This is a genomic window from Vibrio sp. CCUG 15886 (assembly GCF_028570825.1).
GTDB lineage: Bacteria > Pseudomonadota > Gammaproteobacteria > Enterobacterales > Vibrionaceae > Vibrio > Vibrio vulnificus_B.
In genome coordinates this window covers 115,440-129,357 of sequence record NZ_JAQQBT010000009.1, presented here as the reverse complement: position 1 = coordinate 129,357, position 13,918 = coordinate 115,440, and the positions used below count along the sequence as shown (strand labels likewise).

General features: G+C 46.0%; 12 protein-coding genes and 1 tRNA gene. 4 read left to right on the top strand and 9 right to left on the bottom strand.

Annotated features, from left to right (window positions below):
• Nucleotides 1-2: 2 nt before the first annotated feature.
• The 4 genes from PQQ36_RS16160 to uvrY form a co-directional block, all read right to left on the bottom strand.
• Nucleotides 3-73: transfer RNA gene (locus PQQ36_RS16160), tRNA-Cys, on the bottom strand.
• A gap of 266 nt (nucleotides 74-339) precedes the next feature.
• Entirely contained in the window at nucleotides 340-897 is a 558-nt protein-coding gene (gene pgsA / locus PQQ36_RS16155) for a CDP-diacylglycerol--glycerol-3-phosphate 3-phosphatidyltransferase (protein ID WP_011080855.1), read from the bottom strand.
• Nucleotides 898-943: 46 nt separating this feature from the next.
• Nucleotides 944-2,776 carry an excinuclease ABC subunit UvrC gene (uvrC, locus tag PQQ36_RS16150; protein WP_085760867.1) on the bottom strand — a complete coding sequence of 611 codons (1,833 nt, stop codon included), beginning with the start codon at nucleotides 2,774-2,776 and terminating at the stop codon, nucleotides 944-946.
• Nucleotide 2,777: 1 nt separating this feature from the next.
• Nucleotides 2,778-3,422 (bottom strand): UvrY/SirA/GacA family response regulator transcription factor, encoded by a 645-nt coding sequence (gene uvrY, locus PQQ36_RS16145; RefSeq protein ID WP_011080857.1) that lies wholly within the window; start codon nucleotides 3,420-3,422, stop codon nucleotides 2,778-2,780.
• Nucleotides 3,423-3,778: 356 nt separating this feature from the next.
• Here uvrY and PQQ36_RS16140 point away from each other — a divergent pair, with 356 nt between their 5' ends.
• Nucleotides 3,779-6,148: a DNA polymerase II gene (locus PQQ36_RS16140; protein ID WP_263189659.1), complete on the top strand. Its 2,370-nt coding sequence runs from the start codon at nucleotides 3,779-3,781 to the stop codon at nucleotides 6,146-6,148.
• Here PQQ36_RS16140 and PQQ36_RS16135 read toward each other — a convergent pair.
• Together PQQ36_RS16135 and PQQ36_RS16130 are read right to left on the bottom strand one after the other, a co-directional pair.
• Complete coding sequence (locus tag PQQ36_RS16135) at nucleotides 6,145-8,241, bottom strand: PTS sugar transporter subunit IIC/EAL domain-containing protein (RefSeq protein ID WP_039553238.1); 2,097 nt, start codon at nucleotides 8,239-8,241, stop codon at nucleotides 6,145-6,147. The genes PQQ36_RS16140 and PQQ36_RS16135 overlap by 4 nt on opposite strands.
• A 98-nt stretch (nucleotides 8,242-8,339) precedes the next feature.
• Nucleotides 8,340-9,107 carry a nucleotidyltransferase domain-containing protein gene (locus PQQ36_RS16130; RefSeq protein WP_013572094.1) on the bottom strand — a complete coding sequence of 256 codons (768 nt, stop codon included), beginning with the start codon at nucleotides 9,105-9,107 and terminating at the stop codon, nucleotides 8,340-8,342.
• 232 nt (nucleotides 9,108-9,339) lie between these two features.
• On the opposite strand from PQQ36_RS16130, the gene efpL reads away from it, so the two are divergent.
• A complete protein-coding gene (gene efpL / locus PQQ36_RS16125; protein WP_011080861.1) occupies nucleotides 9,340-9,906 on the top strand; it encodes an elongation factor P-like protein EfpL in 567 nt (188 codons plus the stop codon).
• A 2-nt stretch (nucleotides 9,907-9,908) separates the two neighbouring features.
• The gene (locus PQQ36_RS16120; protein WP_011080862.1) at nucleotides 9,909-10,229 is read left to right on the top strand and encodes an HI1450 family dsDNA-mimic protein; all 321 of its coding nucleotides are present in this window, start codon (nucleotides 9,909-9,911) and stop codon (nucleotides 10,227-10,229) included.
• Nucleotides 10,230-10,280: 51 nt separating this feature from the next.
• On the opposite strand, the gene rluB is transcribed toward PQQ36_RS16120, so the two are convergent.
• Entirely contained in the window at nucleotides 10,281-11,243 is a 963-nt protein-coding gene (gene rluB / locus PQQ36_RS16115) for a 23S rRNA pseudouridine(2605) synthase RluB (protein WP_011080863.1), read from the bottom strand.
• Nucleotides 11,244-11,578: 335 nt separating this feature from the next.
• On the opposite strand from rluB, the gene PQQ36_RS16110 reads away from it, so the two are divergent.
• Entirely contained in the window at nucleotides 11,579-12,289 is a 711-nt protein-coding gene (locus PQQ36_RS16110) for a calcium-binding protein (protein WP_013572095.1), read from the top strand.
• Nucleotides 12,290-12,364: 75 nt separating this feature from the next.
• Here the strand turns inward: PQQ36_RS16110 and PQQ36_RS16105 are convergent, their stop codons facing one another.
• Together PQQ36_RS16105 and rnm are read right to left on the bottom strand one after the other, a co-directional pair.
• A complete protein-coding gene (locus PQQ36_RS16105; protein ID WP_011080865.1) occupies nucleotides 12,365-12,985 on the bottom strand; it encodes an L-threonylcarbamoyladenylate synthase in 621 nt (206 codons plus the stop codon).
• 30 nt (nucleotides 12,986-13,015) lie between these two features.
• Nucleotides 13,016-13,897, bottom strand: a complete 882-nt coding sequence (rnm, locus tag PQQ36_RS16100; protein WP_263179934.1) for an RNase RNM — start codon at nucleotides 13,895-13,897, stop codon at nucleotides 13,016-13,018.
• Nucleotides 13,898-13,918: the final 21 nt, after the last annotated feature.

Genomic DNA, 13,918 nt, shown 5'->3' with positions numbered 1-13,918 from the left:
GGAGGCGCGTCCCGGAGTCGAACCGAGGTCCACGGATTTGCAATCCGCTGCATAGCCCCTCTGCCAACGCGCCTTACATCGCCCTTAAGAAGTTAGTCTCTCTTGGGTACGGGATGCATTCTACCCATTCATTAAAACGAGTCAACACTATTTTTTTGTTTTTTAAATCGTTTGAGCACAAAATGTGCTAAAAGCTGCAAATTGCTTATTTTAAAGGCAGATTTTTTCTAAATATAGTCAAGATTATCTAGAATAATCCTTGTCTTACACAATTTATACTTACGCCTTGCTCGCGAACTTCACGCATAAAAAAACGGGCTTGCGCCCGCTTTCTCAACATTAGTGATGTTCTTCATTCAACAAGTCATCTTTCGCAGCCATCAAGTACTGCACCATCGACCAGTAAGTAAGGAATGTGGCAATGTACAATGCGCCGAAACCTAACCAAACCATCCAATCGTCATAACGCCAAATTAATACCCATAGCGCAAACATTTGAGTCATGGTTTTTACTTTACCGACCCAAGAGACAGCAACGCTCGCTCGTTTGCCGATCTCTGCCATCCACTCACGCAGTGCTGAAATAATGATTTCCCTTGCGATCATGGTCACGGCTGGAATCGTTACCCAAATGGAATGGTAATGTTCTGTAATCAAAATCAAGGCGGTTGCCACTAGTACTTTATCCGCCACTGGATCGATAAACGCACCGAAACGAGACGTTTGACCCAGTTTTCTTGCTAACATCCCATCGAGCCAATCGGTAAAACCGGCAACCCAAAACACCATTGCCGCAGCAAAAGGAGCCCATGAATAGGGAAGATAAAACGCAACGACAAACACTGGGATGAGAAATAATCTCATTAGCGACAATATGTTGGGGATGTTCAAACGCATATTATTATTCTCTTACACTTTGCGCGCTAATGGTGCTGGATTTTCACTATTGTTTCAATGCTTGATAGATAATTTCTGCCAAAGAGTGACTGATGCCCGGCACTTTGGCGATTTCTTCAACACTTGCACGCTTGAGCTCTTGTAAGCCTCCCGTGTATTTCAACAGCGCCTGACGGCGTTTGGGCCCTACGCCTTCAATGCCCTCTAACGCACTCGTTTTACGCGTTTTTCCGCGCTTCGCTCTGTGCCCTGCGATGGCATGATTGTGGCTTTCATCACGGATGTGCTGGATTAAATGTAGAGCCGGATCATCACTTGGCAAATGAAACTCATCGCCATCAACCGTAATCAAAGTTTCCAAACCTGGTTTACGAGTGACCCCTTTTGCGATACCGATCATCACGGGTCGCTTCGGCCAATCTCCCCAGTATTGCACGATGATTTCGTGTGCTCGATTAAGTTGCCCTTTACCACCATCAATAAAAATAATGTCTGGAATTTTCTCGACATCCAGTTGTTTGGCGTAACGACGCTCTAAAGCTTGCCCCATGGCTGCATAATCGTCACCACCTGTGATTCCGGTAATATTGTAGCGACGATACTCTTGCTTAACCGGGCCTTCACTGTTGAACACCACACAAGAGGCAATCGTACTTTCGCCCATGGTATGAGAAATATCAAAGCACTCCATACGAGCAATCGAGTCCATCGCAAGAACGTCACGCAATGCCTTAAAGCGTTGATTGATCGTCATCTTATGATTGATTTTGGTCGTCATTGCCGTCAGCGCATTGGTATTGGACAATTTGAGGTAACGACCACGTGACCCTGATGGCGAGGTATGAAATTGTACTTTCCGCCCAGCGACATCACTGAGAGCCAGCTGAATCGCCTCAACATCCGCAGCCAGTTCCTGATTTAGAATGATGCGCGATGGAATCGTCCGAGCTTCGTTGTGGCTCAAATAGTATTGCGTCAAAAAGCTATCAAACACTTCTTGCGCATTGGTGTTTTGAGGAATCTTGGGAAAATGACTGCGACTTCCCAGTACCTTACCTTGGCGAATCATCAAGATATGGATGCATGCAATGCCATTTTCTTGTGCAAAACCGAGCACATCCATATCTTCTTGGCTATCTTCCGAAACATATTGTTGTTCCTGAACACGACGAATCGCTTGGATCTGATCACGAAATTTTGCCGCATCCTCAAACTTAAGTTGCTGGCTCGCAATCTCCATTTTTTGCACTAGGAGCTCTAGAACTTGGTTATCTTTACCTTGTAAAAATAGACGTAAGTAACCCACTAGCTCTGCATAGTCGACATCAGAAATGACACTCCTGACACAAGGGCCCGCACAGCGACCAATCTGGTACATCAAACAAGGACGCGTTCGGTTAGCATAAACGGTGTCTTCACACTGTCTCACCGGGAAAATTTTCTGGATCAAGTGCAAGGTTTCACGTACTGCACCTGAGTCCGGATAAGGTCCGAAATACTCGCCTTTTCTCTTCTTAGCACCACGATGCAGAGAGACCCTAGGATGGCGATGGGCACTAAGGAAAATATAGGGATAAGACTTATCGTCTCGCAGCAGGACATTATACTTCGGCAAATATTGCTTAATGTAATTATGCTCAAGAATCAGCGCTTCCGTTTCGGTGTGCGTCACGGTCACATCAATTTTGGCAATATTACTCACCAGTGCTTTGGTTTTTTCGCTGTCAACTTTTTTGCGGAAATAGCTTGAGAGGCGTTTTTTGAGATCTTTGGCTTTACCGACATAAATAACAACAGCCTCGGCGTTATACATACGATAAACGCCAGGCTGATGAGTGACTGTCTTGAGGAAAGATACCGAATCAAAAATTTGAGTCACACTAGAGAGTCTCGGTATCTAACATTCCGTGACGAATCGCCAAATGGGTCAACTCTACGTCACCATTAATCGATAGCTTGCTAAACAAACGATAACGATAGCTGTTGACAGTTTTAGGACTGAGATTTAACTGCTCAGAAATATCTGTCACTTTCTGACCTTTCGTGATCATCATCATGATCTGAAGCTCACGCTCAGACAGATCCTTGAAAGGGTTTTCGGACGCAGGCGAAAACTGGCTTAACGCCATTTGCTGCGCAATTTCTGGTGAAATATAACGTTGCCCACTGTGGACAATACGAATTGCATTCACCATTTCATCTGGGCCAGCGCCTTTGGTCAAATAACCAGAAGCCCCCGCTTGCATCACTTTAGTTGGAAACGGATTTTCCGTATGAACAGTTAAGACGATGATTTTTACATCTGGATTAACACGCAAAATTTTCTTGGTAGCTTCCAAGCCGCCAATACCAGGCATGTTCATATCCATTAAAACGACGTCTGCATGATTGCTACGACACCATTTTACCGCATTTTCACCGCTATCAGCTTCTCCTGCTACGTTCATTCCACGGACGTCTTCAATAATACGTCGTATCCCTGTGCGAACCAGCTCGTGATCATCTACAAGGAAAACATTGATCAAACTTGTATCTCCACACTATTAATTGGCTCTGTTCCACATCAAGTGTGGATATCAGTACAGTTGCCTATATTACCGCATTTACTCTGAAAATGCCTTCTATGAATATGTGCCGAAACGCAAACTTTAGCAAGGACTTATTGGATGCGAGAGCAAATATCAAAGGTCACTCTAACAATTTTGTTTTTAAAAGGAGACACTTACTTCGGAGCAATCGTCAGGAATTTTATCTCCATCATATTTATCACGCTCTAGGCGTACAAACTTTAAGCAAACGTGCAAGAAAAACCACTTAATTTCACGCGTTTGAGTGACAATTTGCTAACATCAGGGCAGTTGTTCTTAATTGGAATTCGGATTTGACCATCACTCACGGTTTTGTCTTAACTCGACATGCACGCGATCGCTTTTCAAGCACTCAAATTGAACTGTGGCTCTCAACAGAAGATGGGCCGCACCAATTGCTTATTGATGGTGAAAAACCGGTTTTTTTCATCGATGATACTCAGCGTGAAGATGCCCAACGCTTAGCAAGTGAACACCACCCCGATGTTAAAGTGGAATTCAAGCCTCTTCCATTGAAAGACTTCTCACACACCCCTATGGCAGCGTGTTACTGTGAAACCAATCGAGATGCTTATACCCTCTCATCATTACTTACTCAACACGACATTACGGTGTTGGAGTCAGACATTCGCCTTGCCGATCGCTACTTAATGGAACGCTTTATCCGCGGATCTTTGGCGTTTACTGGTACTTTTAAAACGCAAAATACCCATGTTCAAGTCACCAATGCCAAGTGTCGGCAAGGGGATTACACGCCAACGCTTAAAGTGGTTTCACTCGATTTAGAGTGCTCAGAAAAAGGGATTCTTTATTCCATCGGTTTAGATAGCCCGATGGATAGCCGAGTGATCATGATTGGTGAGCCCGAAGCGGCCGACACACCCATTCAGTGGGTCCAAGATGAAAAACAATTACTGCTTGCTTTGATTGCTTGGTTTGAGCAATTTGATCCAGATGTTATCGTCGGCTGGAATGTCATTGACTTTGACTTTCGATTACTGCAAAAGCGCGCAGAGTGGCATCAGTTGATACTGACTCTCGGCCGAGGCAACCAAACTAGCTATTTCCGCTCATCGAGCCAAAGCCAACAGGCATTTATTACCATTCCCGGCCGCGTCGTCCTAGATGGCATTGATACGCTTAAAACCGCAACGTATCACTTCCGCTCTTGGTCACTCGAATCGGTCTCAAGAGAGCTATTGGGAGAGGGTAAAGCGATTCACAATGTGCACGATCGCATGGCCGAAATTAATCACATGTTTCGCCACGACAAGCCTTCCCTCGCGAAATACAACTTACAAGATTGCGTCTTGGTCAATCGTATTTTCGCTCACACTCATTTGCTCGAGTACGTGATTGAACGGTCTAAATTAACGGGCGTCGAACTGGATCGTGTCGGGGGCTCTGTGGCGGCCTTTACCAACCTCTACCTACCGCAATTGCATCGCGCAGGTTACATTGCGCCCAATTTACAGCCTGAGAATTGGGTTGCGAGCCCTGGTGGTTACGTTATGGACTCGCTGCCCGGACTTTACGATTCCGTTTTAGTGCTCGATTTTAAGAGTCTTTATCCATCGATTATTCGATCGTTTCTGATCGACCCACTTGGGTTAGTTGAAGGGCTTAAATTAGAAAGTGGCAAAGCGCCACACCAAGCCGTTCCGGGCTTTCGTGGTGGCCAATTTCATCGCACTAAGCACTTTCTGCCCGAGATGATCGAGACATTGTGGCATGCTCGAGATGTCGCGAAACGCAACAACGACAAAGCCTTCTCTCAAGCAATTAAGATCATCATGAACTCATTTTATGGGGTACTTGGCTCATCGGGCTGCCGTTTTTTTGATACTCGGTTGGCCTCAAGCATCACGATGCGCGGGCATGAGATCATGAAGCAGACAAAATTGCTGATTGAACAGCAGGGCTATCAAGTCATTTATGGCGACACGGACTCAACCTTTGTTTCGCTCAATGGTCGTTTCGAGCAGCCAGAAGCCGATACGATTGGTCGCCAATTGGTTAACCTGATTAACCAATGGTGGAAGCATCATCTTGAGCAAGAGTTCAATTTAAACTCCATCCTTGAACTTGAGTACGAAACCCACTATCGCAAATTTTTGATGCCAACCATCCGTGGTGCCGAAACCGGCTCGAAGAAGCGTTATGCAGGGCTGATTCAGCAAGGCAGCGAGGAGCGAATCGTGTTTAAAGGCTTAGAAAGTGCGAGAACGGACTGGACGCCATTAGCACAACGTTTCCAGCACCAACTCTATATGATGATCTTTCACGACCAAGATCCAACTGACTATGTGCGTGAGATGGTTGAGCAAACTCGCGCGGGGGCATTTGATGATGAGCTGGTCTATCAAAAACGCTTACGCAGAAAACTCAGTGACTATCAGAAAAACGTTCCGCCTCAAGTTCGGGCGGCAAGAATGGCCGACGAAATCAATGCGCGCTTAGGGCGACCACTTCAATATCAAAATCGAGCACGTATTGAGTATCTCATTACGCTCAATGGGCCAGAACCCAAGGAATATCAATCCAGCGCGATCGATTACCAACATTATGTCGATAAACAGCTCAAACCGGTTGCCGATGCCATTCTACCTTTTATTGGTAAAGACTTTAGCCAGTTAGCCGATGCGCAATTAGGTCTTTTCTAATCCACCTCCACAACTGGAGTGAGTCGGTTGGCATTGATGCAGTATTGGATAAATGAGTTGTGTTGCAATGAACGGCTGTAATACCAGCCCTGTATCGAGATATGCTCTTTGGCAGGAATATGGTTCAATTGCTGTTGCGATTCAACCCCTTCAATAACCACTTCTAGTCCCAGTTGCTCGGCCACAGAAAGAAGGCTCATGAACACTTTTTTTCCTTTCTCATTATCGAGCGCCAAAACAAAGGAACGATCGACTTTAATCGCGTCGACTTCAAATCGATTGAGGTAAGACAACGAGGAGAAACCCGTCCCAAAGTCATCAATATACACTGCTACGCCCAATTGATGCAGCAGGTTAAAAGAACGCGCCAGTACCTGCTCATCCACCAGCAACGTCTCTTCGGTGATTTCAATGTGTACTTGCGACGCGACAGGAGCCAAAATGTACTCCAGTTTATCCATACACTCTTGGTCAGCAAGAAAAGCAGGGGTAAGGTTGATGCTAACAGGCACATACAAGCCAATGCGGTTCCACTCTTGAATGTCTTTTGCGACCGTTTTCAGCACCCAAAGATCCACATCTTTCATCAAGCCCGCTTCTTCGAGCCATGGCAAGAACGTACCGGGATACACCAGCGTGCCATCGGGTTCGATAGCTCGAATCAACGCTTCACAACCAACCACACGACCGGTTTGATGAGAAACTTGCGGTTGATATTCCAGGCAAAACTCTTTGCTACCAATGTGCTCTAATCGTTGTTCAACTTCCTGAGCACGGCGAGCGCGATCATTTGCAGTCGCAATGGGGTCATCTTTTAATGTGTCCGCTTCTTCTCTGCGTCTCACGTACACCGTATCAAGAAAATCAATTTTGATTTCGCGATTGCTGTACAACCGATTGAGGTTTCTCACCGATGGATAGTAGATCACCACACCAACGGCAATGTTAAAGAGTTGCAGCAGCACCCCACCCCAGTCACCAGATGTTGCTAACCACGCGTTAATAATAATTGGCGCATTAAAAGGCACACTTGCGCTTGGCACGTCGATAACACCGATTTCAATCGCAAGCAAGGTCGTCACCACGTGCACCGCCGGTGTTAAAAAAAACGGTAAAAACATACGTGGATTCAAAATAATGGGCAGACCAAACAGCAAAATTTCATTGACGTTAATTAAGCCAATAGGGATAGAGGCGATCGCTATTAATTTGAGACTTTTCTGCTTCGCAAACAATAACATGGCGACGACTAATGACAGTGTTGCTCCGCTCCCTCCAATGAAGACAAAGGTCCCCATCATGGAAAGGTTCATCGCATAATGTCCTTCACCTCCGGCGACAAAGGTTGAATAGTTCAACGAACTTGCTTGCTGTAACAGCTCAACCAGTGGCAACAGTGCGTAGTAACCGTGAACACCGAGGAACCATAACAACGAGTTCATCGCGGCAAAGGTGATACCAAACTCATACGGCTCATTGGCATAATCGAGTTGTACTAATTTCAACCCATCACCAAAGCTGATCATGCTGAATATTAAGTAATTAATCACCACGACAATAAACGCAGTTAGCAGTGCGGGTAAAACAAGATTCAACGATTCTTTGACCAGCTTACCTCCACTGTCGGAGTTGGTGATGCGCAATTGAGGCACGTGCAGCAAATGCGCCAAGATAGGAATCGCGTACAGCGGCGTCACAATCGCAATGACGATGTGAAACATTTTCAACGTGTCATCAGCGGGTACGACATGACCAACAATAAGGAGAAAAATAATCGAAAGTAGGGCCATCGGTGGGCGAGCTAATTTCCATTGCATCGCCAGCACATAAGAGATGGTCGCCGTCATAAGATAGGGAAAAAATGACGCAATCGCGTTATGCACATCATACAGTGCATTGATCCAGCCACTTCGACCACCGCCAACAAACTCGCCCATACTGGCGAAGAACAGCGCAAAAGCCGATAACATCAAACAGGGAATCAGCCAAATCATCCCTTCGCGAATTGCCTGCAATGATGGGGCGAGTCGTTTGCTCACCTTCTTCAAATTGATGCCAACGACCGTCCACGATAAGCTTGCCTGCTTTTCCATGTGCTGATCCTGTAATCGCCTTCACCTTTTAAAGTTAGCACAGAACAGCAGATAGACTACATTAGCAATCGCTAAATCATCAATTGAGAACGGTATGATTAGCCGATTTTAAATTCCGTTTTTTGATATTGCTTCACTAGCCACTCACCAAACCCATCCAATAGCCCTATAACCGAACGTTTGGGAATGGCTTGACCCGCCAACAATATCGTTAGACGACGAATCTCGACTTCTTTTTCTGGATGGTATTGAAGGAATTGGCGGCCACACTCTAATGGGTCGTCGTACCAACGCTGATCTTTGTACATCACCAATGAATAGCTTGCCCGCAAAAGTTTTTTAGCGATGACCTTTTGCGGTTCAATTTGTTGCTCAACGGAAGTTGCGCGAGCAATTTTGTTGCGATATACCGCAAGCCAATCCTCGACATCCATATTCCAATGCTTAGCGATTTCCCAACTAGGAACATATTCACCAAAACACTCCGCAAGATCACTACCATACACACAGACACAGCAGTGTTTGAGCATAAAGCCCCAAGTAAAAAGACTGTCTAAAGAAGCAATGTCTCGAACTTCCGCCGTTTTTACCGCCACGCCAGTCACTTGGGGAAAACTTTTTTGCACGCGCCATTTCAACGTGTTAAGTACCGTGGCTCTTTGCTCGGTAAATGGACGATGGGTAACCACAACAATATCGAGATTCGACTTGCCTTCCTGCGCCGTTTTCCTTGCGACACTGCCATAAACATAGACACTGTGGAGGTTGTCTCCCAAGCCACTTTTTAGGCACATCAATACATCTTTGATAACGGGCTCAAATTTCGCTTGGAAAGGTTGTTTGGGATCGATAACAGGTAGAGTCATTAATCGGATACGAAGTTGATAATTCTAAGAAACGCCCAATCTTCGCTTAGCTTACACGAGGAATCAAGCCTTGGGTGCGCAACTGATCTCGGTCGTCGCGACATTCAGATACAAGAGTAAGACTTTGGTACGCAAATAGACAAGTTATTCGATTCCAGTACTCGCAAGTTACGCAGAGTTGAGTATATAATTCGGCGATTTTGATCAACCCTAAAACGCGATAGGAACTGATATGCCAAAGGCAAGTGAAATTAAAAAAGGTTTTGCAATTGAATCTAACGGCAAAACCCTTCTGGTTAAAGACATCGAAGTAACAACTCCAGGTGGCCGTGGTGGTTCTAAGATCTACAAAATGCGTTGTACCGATCTAGCAACTGGCGCTCGCGTCGAAGAGCGTTACAAATCTGATGACGTGGTAGAAACGGTGGAAATGAACAAAAAAGCTGTGTCATTTTCTTACGTCGACGGCGATGACTACATCTTCATGGATAACGCAGACTACTCTCAATACGTTTTCAAACACGCTGACGTTGAAGATGATCTGTTGTTCATCAACGAAGATACTCAAGGTATCCACGTTATCCTAGTTAACGGTGAATCCGTAGGCCTAGAGCTTCCTTCATCTGTTGAACTTGTGATTGAAGAGACCGATCCATCAATCAAAGGCGCTTCTGCATCTGCTCGTACTAAACCTGCTCGCCTATCAACTGGCTTAGTAGTACAAGTACCTGAGTACATTGCAACAGGTGATCGCGTGATCATCAACACGGCAGAACGTAAGTACATGAGCCGAGCGTAAGCATGGCAGATTTAATCTCTTACGATGATGCGATAGACGCGGCTTACGACATTTTTCTCGAAATGGCGCCTGATAACCTAGAGCCAGTCGATGTCATTCTGTTTACTGCACAATTTGATGATCGTGGCGCTGCTGAGCTGGTTGATATCAGCGATGATTGGGCTGGTCACGTTGGCTTTGACGTTGACAAAGAGATCTACGCAGAAGTACGCATTGGTCTCGTTAATGAAGAAAATGATGTCCTAGACGATGTGTTTGCTCGCATGCTGATTAGCCGCGATCCAGACCAAAAGTTCTGTCACATTCTCTGGAAACGAGATTAAGAAGCAAAAAAGGCTTGCCAATGGCAAGCCTTTTTATTTCTGCTCGTTCTCTTAGCGCTGTGGCTTAGAGCGGCTACCCGCTTGGTTGCGGCTATTGGTTTTGTTTGTTTGACCATCGGCCTTACTTGGCTTGCGTCGTGCCGCATTGTTGCTGCGACCTTTTGGCGTACTCACGCGCTCTTCATGACGTTTTACCGCGCGGCGAATCTTCTGACTACGGGCACGGTCACGCTTACGTGATGAGTTATTCAACTCAATCATGGTCTCTTTCTCTGGACGAAGCTCTACCAACTCGCGTAGGTAGTTCACGTCTTTCAGCTCAAGCTCCATCCAACCGCCACGTGGCAGTTTCTTATCAAGATAAATGTCACCATAACGTACACGTTTTAAGCGGCTTACTGTGCAATCCTGAGATTCCCAAAGACGACGAACCTCACGGTTACGACCTTCATTGATCACCACGTAAAACGTATGGTTCATACCTTCACCACCAGTATAAACCACGTCTTCAAAGCGAGCTAAACCATCATCGAGCTCAACGCCGTTCACGAGGTTACGTACCTTGTGCTCATTCACTTCGCCAAACACGCGAACTAGGTATTCACGTTCAACTTGACGACTTGGGTGCATGAGGCGGTTTGCCAACTCACCATCAGTGGTAAAAAGCAACAAACCAGAGGTATTCGCATCAAGACGACCAACAGAGATCCAGCGAGAGCCACGGATTTTTGGTAGACGATCAAAAACAGTACGGCGACCTTCTGGGTCGTGACGCGTACAGAGCTCACCTTCAGGTTTGTAGTATGCCAACACTCGGCAAATCACCTCTTCCTGAGCTTTCACGGACACAACGTGACCATCGATGCGCACTACTGCTTGCTCATCTTCTAGTCGTTCGCCCAGTTTCGCGACGATACCGTTCACACTCACACGTCCTGATTTGATTAATGCTTCCAATTCACGACGTGAGCCATGACCAGCTCGTGCCAAAACTTTCTGTAATTTTTCGTTCATTTATCTACCTAAATTGTCGTCTTCTCAGACGTCTTAGTCTTACCAAGCTAGACCCGTTTACAATGTCTACCCGATGCTCGGAATCGGGGCGCCGATTATACGGGAAAATTTCATTCAATGTAAGATCTCCCCTTCGACGAGCTGTGGAAAACTGCGCATATCCATCCGTGATATCGAATCCGTTAACCATCTAAGAGTATTAGAAATACCATACTCCACCACCACCAATTTCCTACTTTGGTTCATGGGTCTACTTTTCGGAAACTGATAAAATTATCAAGCAATTTTATGTAACGCTTGCAGTCAATATCATCACAAAACAAAAGGAATAATCTATGTCTGGAACAACGGTTGATTTGAACTGGATATTTGGTACCGCACAAGACGACGATCTGAAAGGCACCGTAGGATCGGAAACCACTGATATATTCTTTGGCTTTGGAGGTGACGATAAGTTCGTCGGCTTCGGGGGAAACGACTATATTTTTGGCGGATGGGGCAATGACACCCTGCTAGGCGGTCGTGGTAATGATTTCATTTCCGGCGGCTCAGGAAATGACTTTATCTCCGGTGGTTTAGGTAATGACACCCTCTTTGGCGGAAGCGGTGACGACATCATTTATGACTACGAGGGGAATAACTTTCTCAGCGGCGGTTGGGGTAATGACACGCTGGTCGTAGGACACGGCGATTCAATGCTCAGCGGTGGTTGCGGAAAGGACACCTTTGTTCTCACCAACCATTTACCGATCAACGTACACGATCAACAAGTGCCAGTGAATGACATTGAAGTCAAAGCCGAGATCCTCGACTTTAATCTGTGCTACGACAAAATTTCGTTCAATATCGGCAAAGATACCGATGGAGATGGTATTCGCGACACCTTCCTTCAGTCACGAGATGAGCTTGATCTCTCGTTCAATCAATGGGGAGACGCTGTATTCTCCAGCGAAGAATGGGGAGTCGAACTCACCCTCACAGGCATTTCTCAATACGATATGAATTGGATTGATCATTACGGTATTGAGTTGTTTGATTTTGCTTGATAAGTGCGAGTATCGTCGCTTAAAAACAAAGGGAAGCTAAGCTTCCCTTTGAACAATACGTCATCGTTAACATCATTACTCAAATGGTGCTGGGTCACCAGAGCCAATACGTGCAACAACCGCATCACCTTCACTAAAGTCAATCACCGTCGTTGGTTGCTCGCCCAAGTAACCCCCGTTAAGAATCACATCAACCGCGTGTTCAAGTTTATCGCGGATCTCTTCTGGATCGGCTTCCGTTACCTCTTTGCCTGGCAAAATCAGTGATGTCGACATCAATGGCTCACCTAACGCATCAAGCAGGTCTAGGGCGATACGGTTATCGGGTACACGAATACCAATGGTCTTACGCTTAGCGTTCATCAAACGACGCGGCACTTCTTTGGTCCCTTTAAAAATAAAGGTGTAAGGACCAGGAGTGTTGTTCTTTAACAAACGAAACGCCGTGTTATCCACACGTGCGTAGATGGACAACTCTGAAAGGTCACGGCACAGCAGTGTGAAGTTGTGTTTTTCGTCTAAGCGACGGATCTGGCAAATTCTGTCTAATGCTTGCTTGTTTTCTAATTGACAGCCCAACGCGTATCCTGAATCGGTTGGATACACCACCACTCCGCCATTTCGAATGATTGCTACGGCTTGATTAATCAAGCGAGCCTGTGGGTTTTCTGGATGAACGTAAAAAAACTGGCTCATGGTAATTCCTCATTATCGAACCTCTCGGCTCTATAGCTCAGGGGCATTCATAGACACGGTTTGAATTTTGTCTACCGGTTCTAAACCCCAATCTTTCCACACTGGTTCAACCCCCGCGGGTAACCAGAGGTTTCTTCCCAATTCCATCCACGGAGACGGATAATGAAAATCACTGCCTTGGGAAGCTAATAGTTTGTATTGTATTGCATAATCAGCCAAATTGCGCCTTTCTTGCTGCGATTGTTGTGGCTGCGCTACTTCCATCGCATCGCCACCGGCCTCGACAAACGCTTGTAACAAGCGTTTCAACCATTTCGCCGTCAAGTTGTATCGCGCTGGGTGTGCAAGCACCGCTTGGCCCCCTGCGGCATGAATGACTTTCACTGCGTCATCGATTGAACACCAGTTTGGCGGGACATAACCCGGGTTGTTACGCGTTAAGTATTTTTTAAACACCTGCTGCATCGTTTTGGCATAACCATTATCCACCAGCCATTTGGCAAAGTGAGCACGGGTAATCGGCGCTCCATCAGCGATTTGTCGCACCTCTTCGAGCACACCTTCCCGTGTCGCTTTTTGCAAACGTTGTGCAATCAGCTCAGCGCGGTTAACACGATGTTCTTGTTGCTGCTCAATCAGTTGATTCAGTGTCATGTTGTTAGGATCAACATTTAATCCCACGACATGGATGTCTTTATTCTGCCAAACCGTGGATATTTCAATGCCATTAATGATTTTAATTGGCAATTGCTTCTCATCGACATAACGATGTATTTCCGCCAACGCTTCTACCGTATCGTGATCGGTCACCGCGAGCACATCCAAGTCAAACGTAAGGGCTCGCTCGATGAGTTCTTGCGGTGAAAAACGACCATCCGAGGCCGTCGTGTGGCTATGTAAATCTATTCTCATATATTTGCTACTAGGGGGTTG

Excerpts from the sequence above, each read along its gene's own strand:
- rnm (WP_263179934.1), bottom strand. The coding sequence starts at position 13,897 with ATGAGAATAGATTTACATAGCCACACGACGGCCTCGGATGGTCGTTTT.
- PQQ36_RS16110 (WP_013572095.1), top strand. The coding sequence starts at position 11,579 with ATGTCTGGAACAACGGTTGATTTGAACTGGATATTTGGTACCGCACAA.
- PQQ36_RS16120 (WP_011080862.1), top strand. The coding sequence starts at position 9,909 with ATGGCAGATTTAATCTCTTACGATGATGCGATAGACGCGGCTTACGAC.
- PQQ36_RS16130 (WP_013572094.1), bottom strand. The coding sequence starts at position 9,107 with ATGACTCTACCTGTTATCGATCCCAAACAACCTTTCCAAGCGAAATTT.
- pgsA (WP_011080855.1), bottom strand. The coding sequence starts at position 897 with ATGCGTTTGAACATCCCCAACATATTGTCGCTAATGAGATTATTTCTC.
- efpL (WP_011080861.1), top strand. The coding sequence starts at position 9,340 with ATGCCAAAGGCAAGTGAAATTAAAAAAGGTTTTGCAATTGAATCTAAC.
- PQQ36_RS16105 (WP_011080865.1), bottom strand. The coding sequence starts at position 12,985 with ATGAGCCAGTTTTTTTACGTTCATCCAGAAAACCCACAGGCTCGCTTG.
- PQQ36_RS16135 (WP_039553238.1), bottom strand. The coding sequence starts at position 8,241 with ATGGAAAAGCAGGCAAGCTTATCGTGGACGGTCGTTGGCATCAATTTG.
- rluB (WP_011080863.1), bottom strand. The coding sequence starts at position 11,243 with ATGAACGAAAAATTACAGAAAGTTTTGGCACGAGCTGGTCATGGCTCA.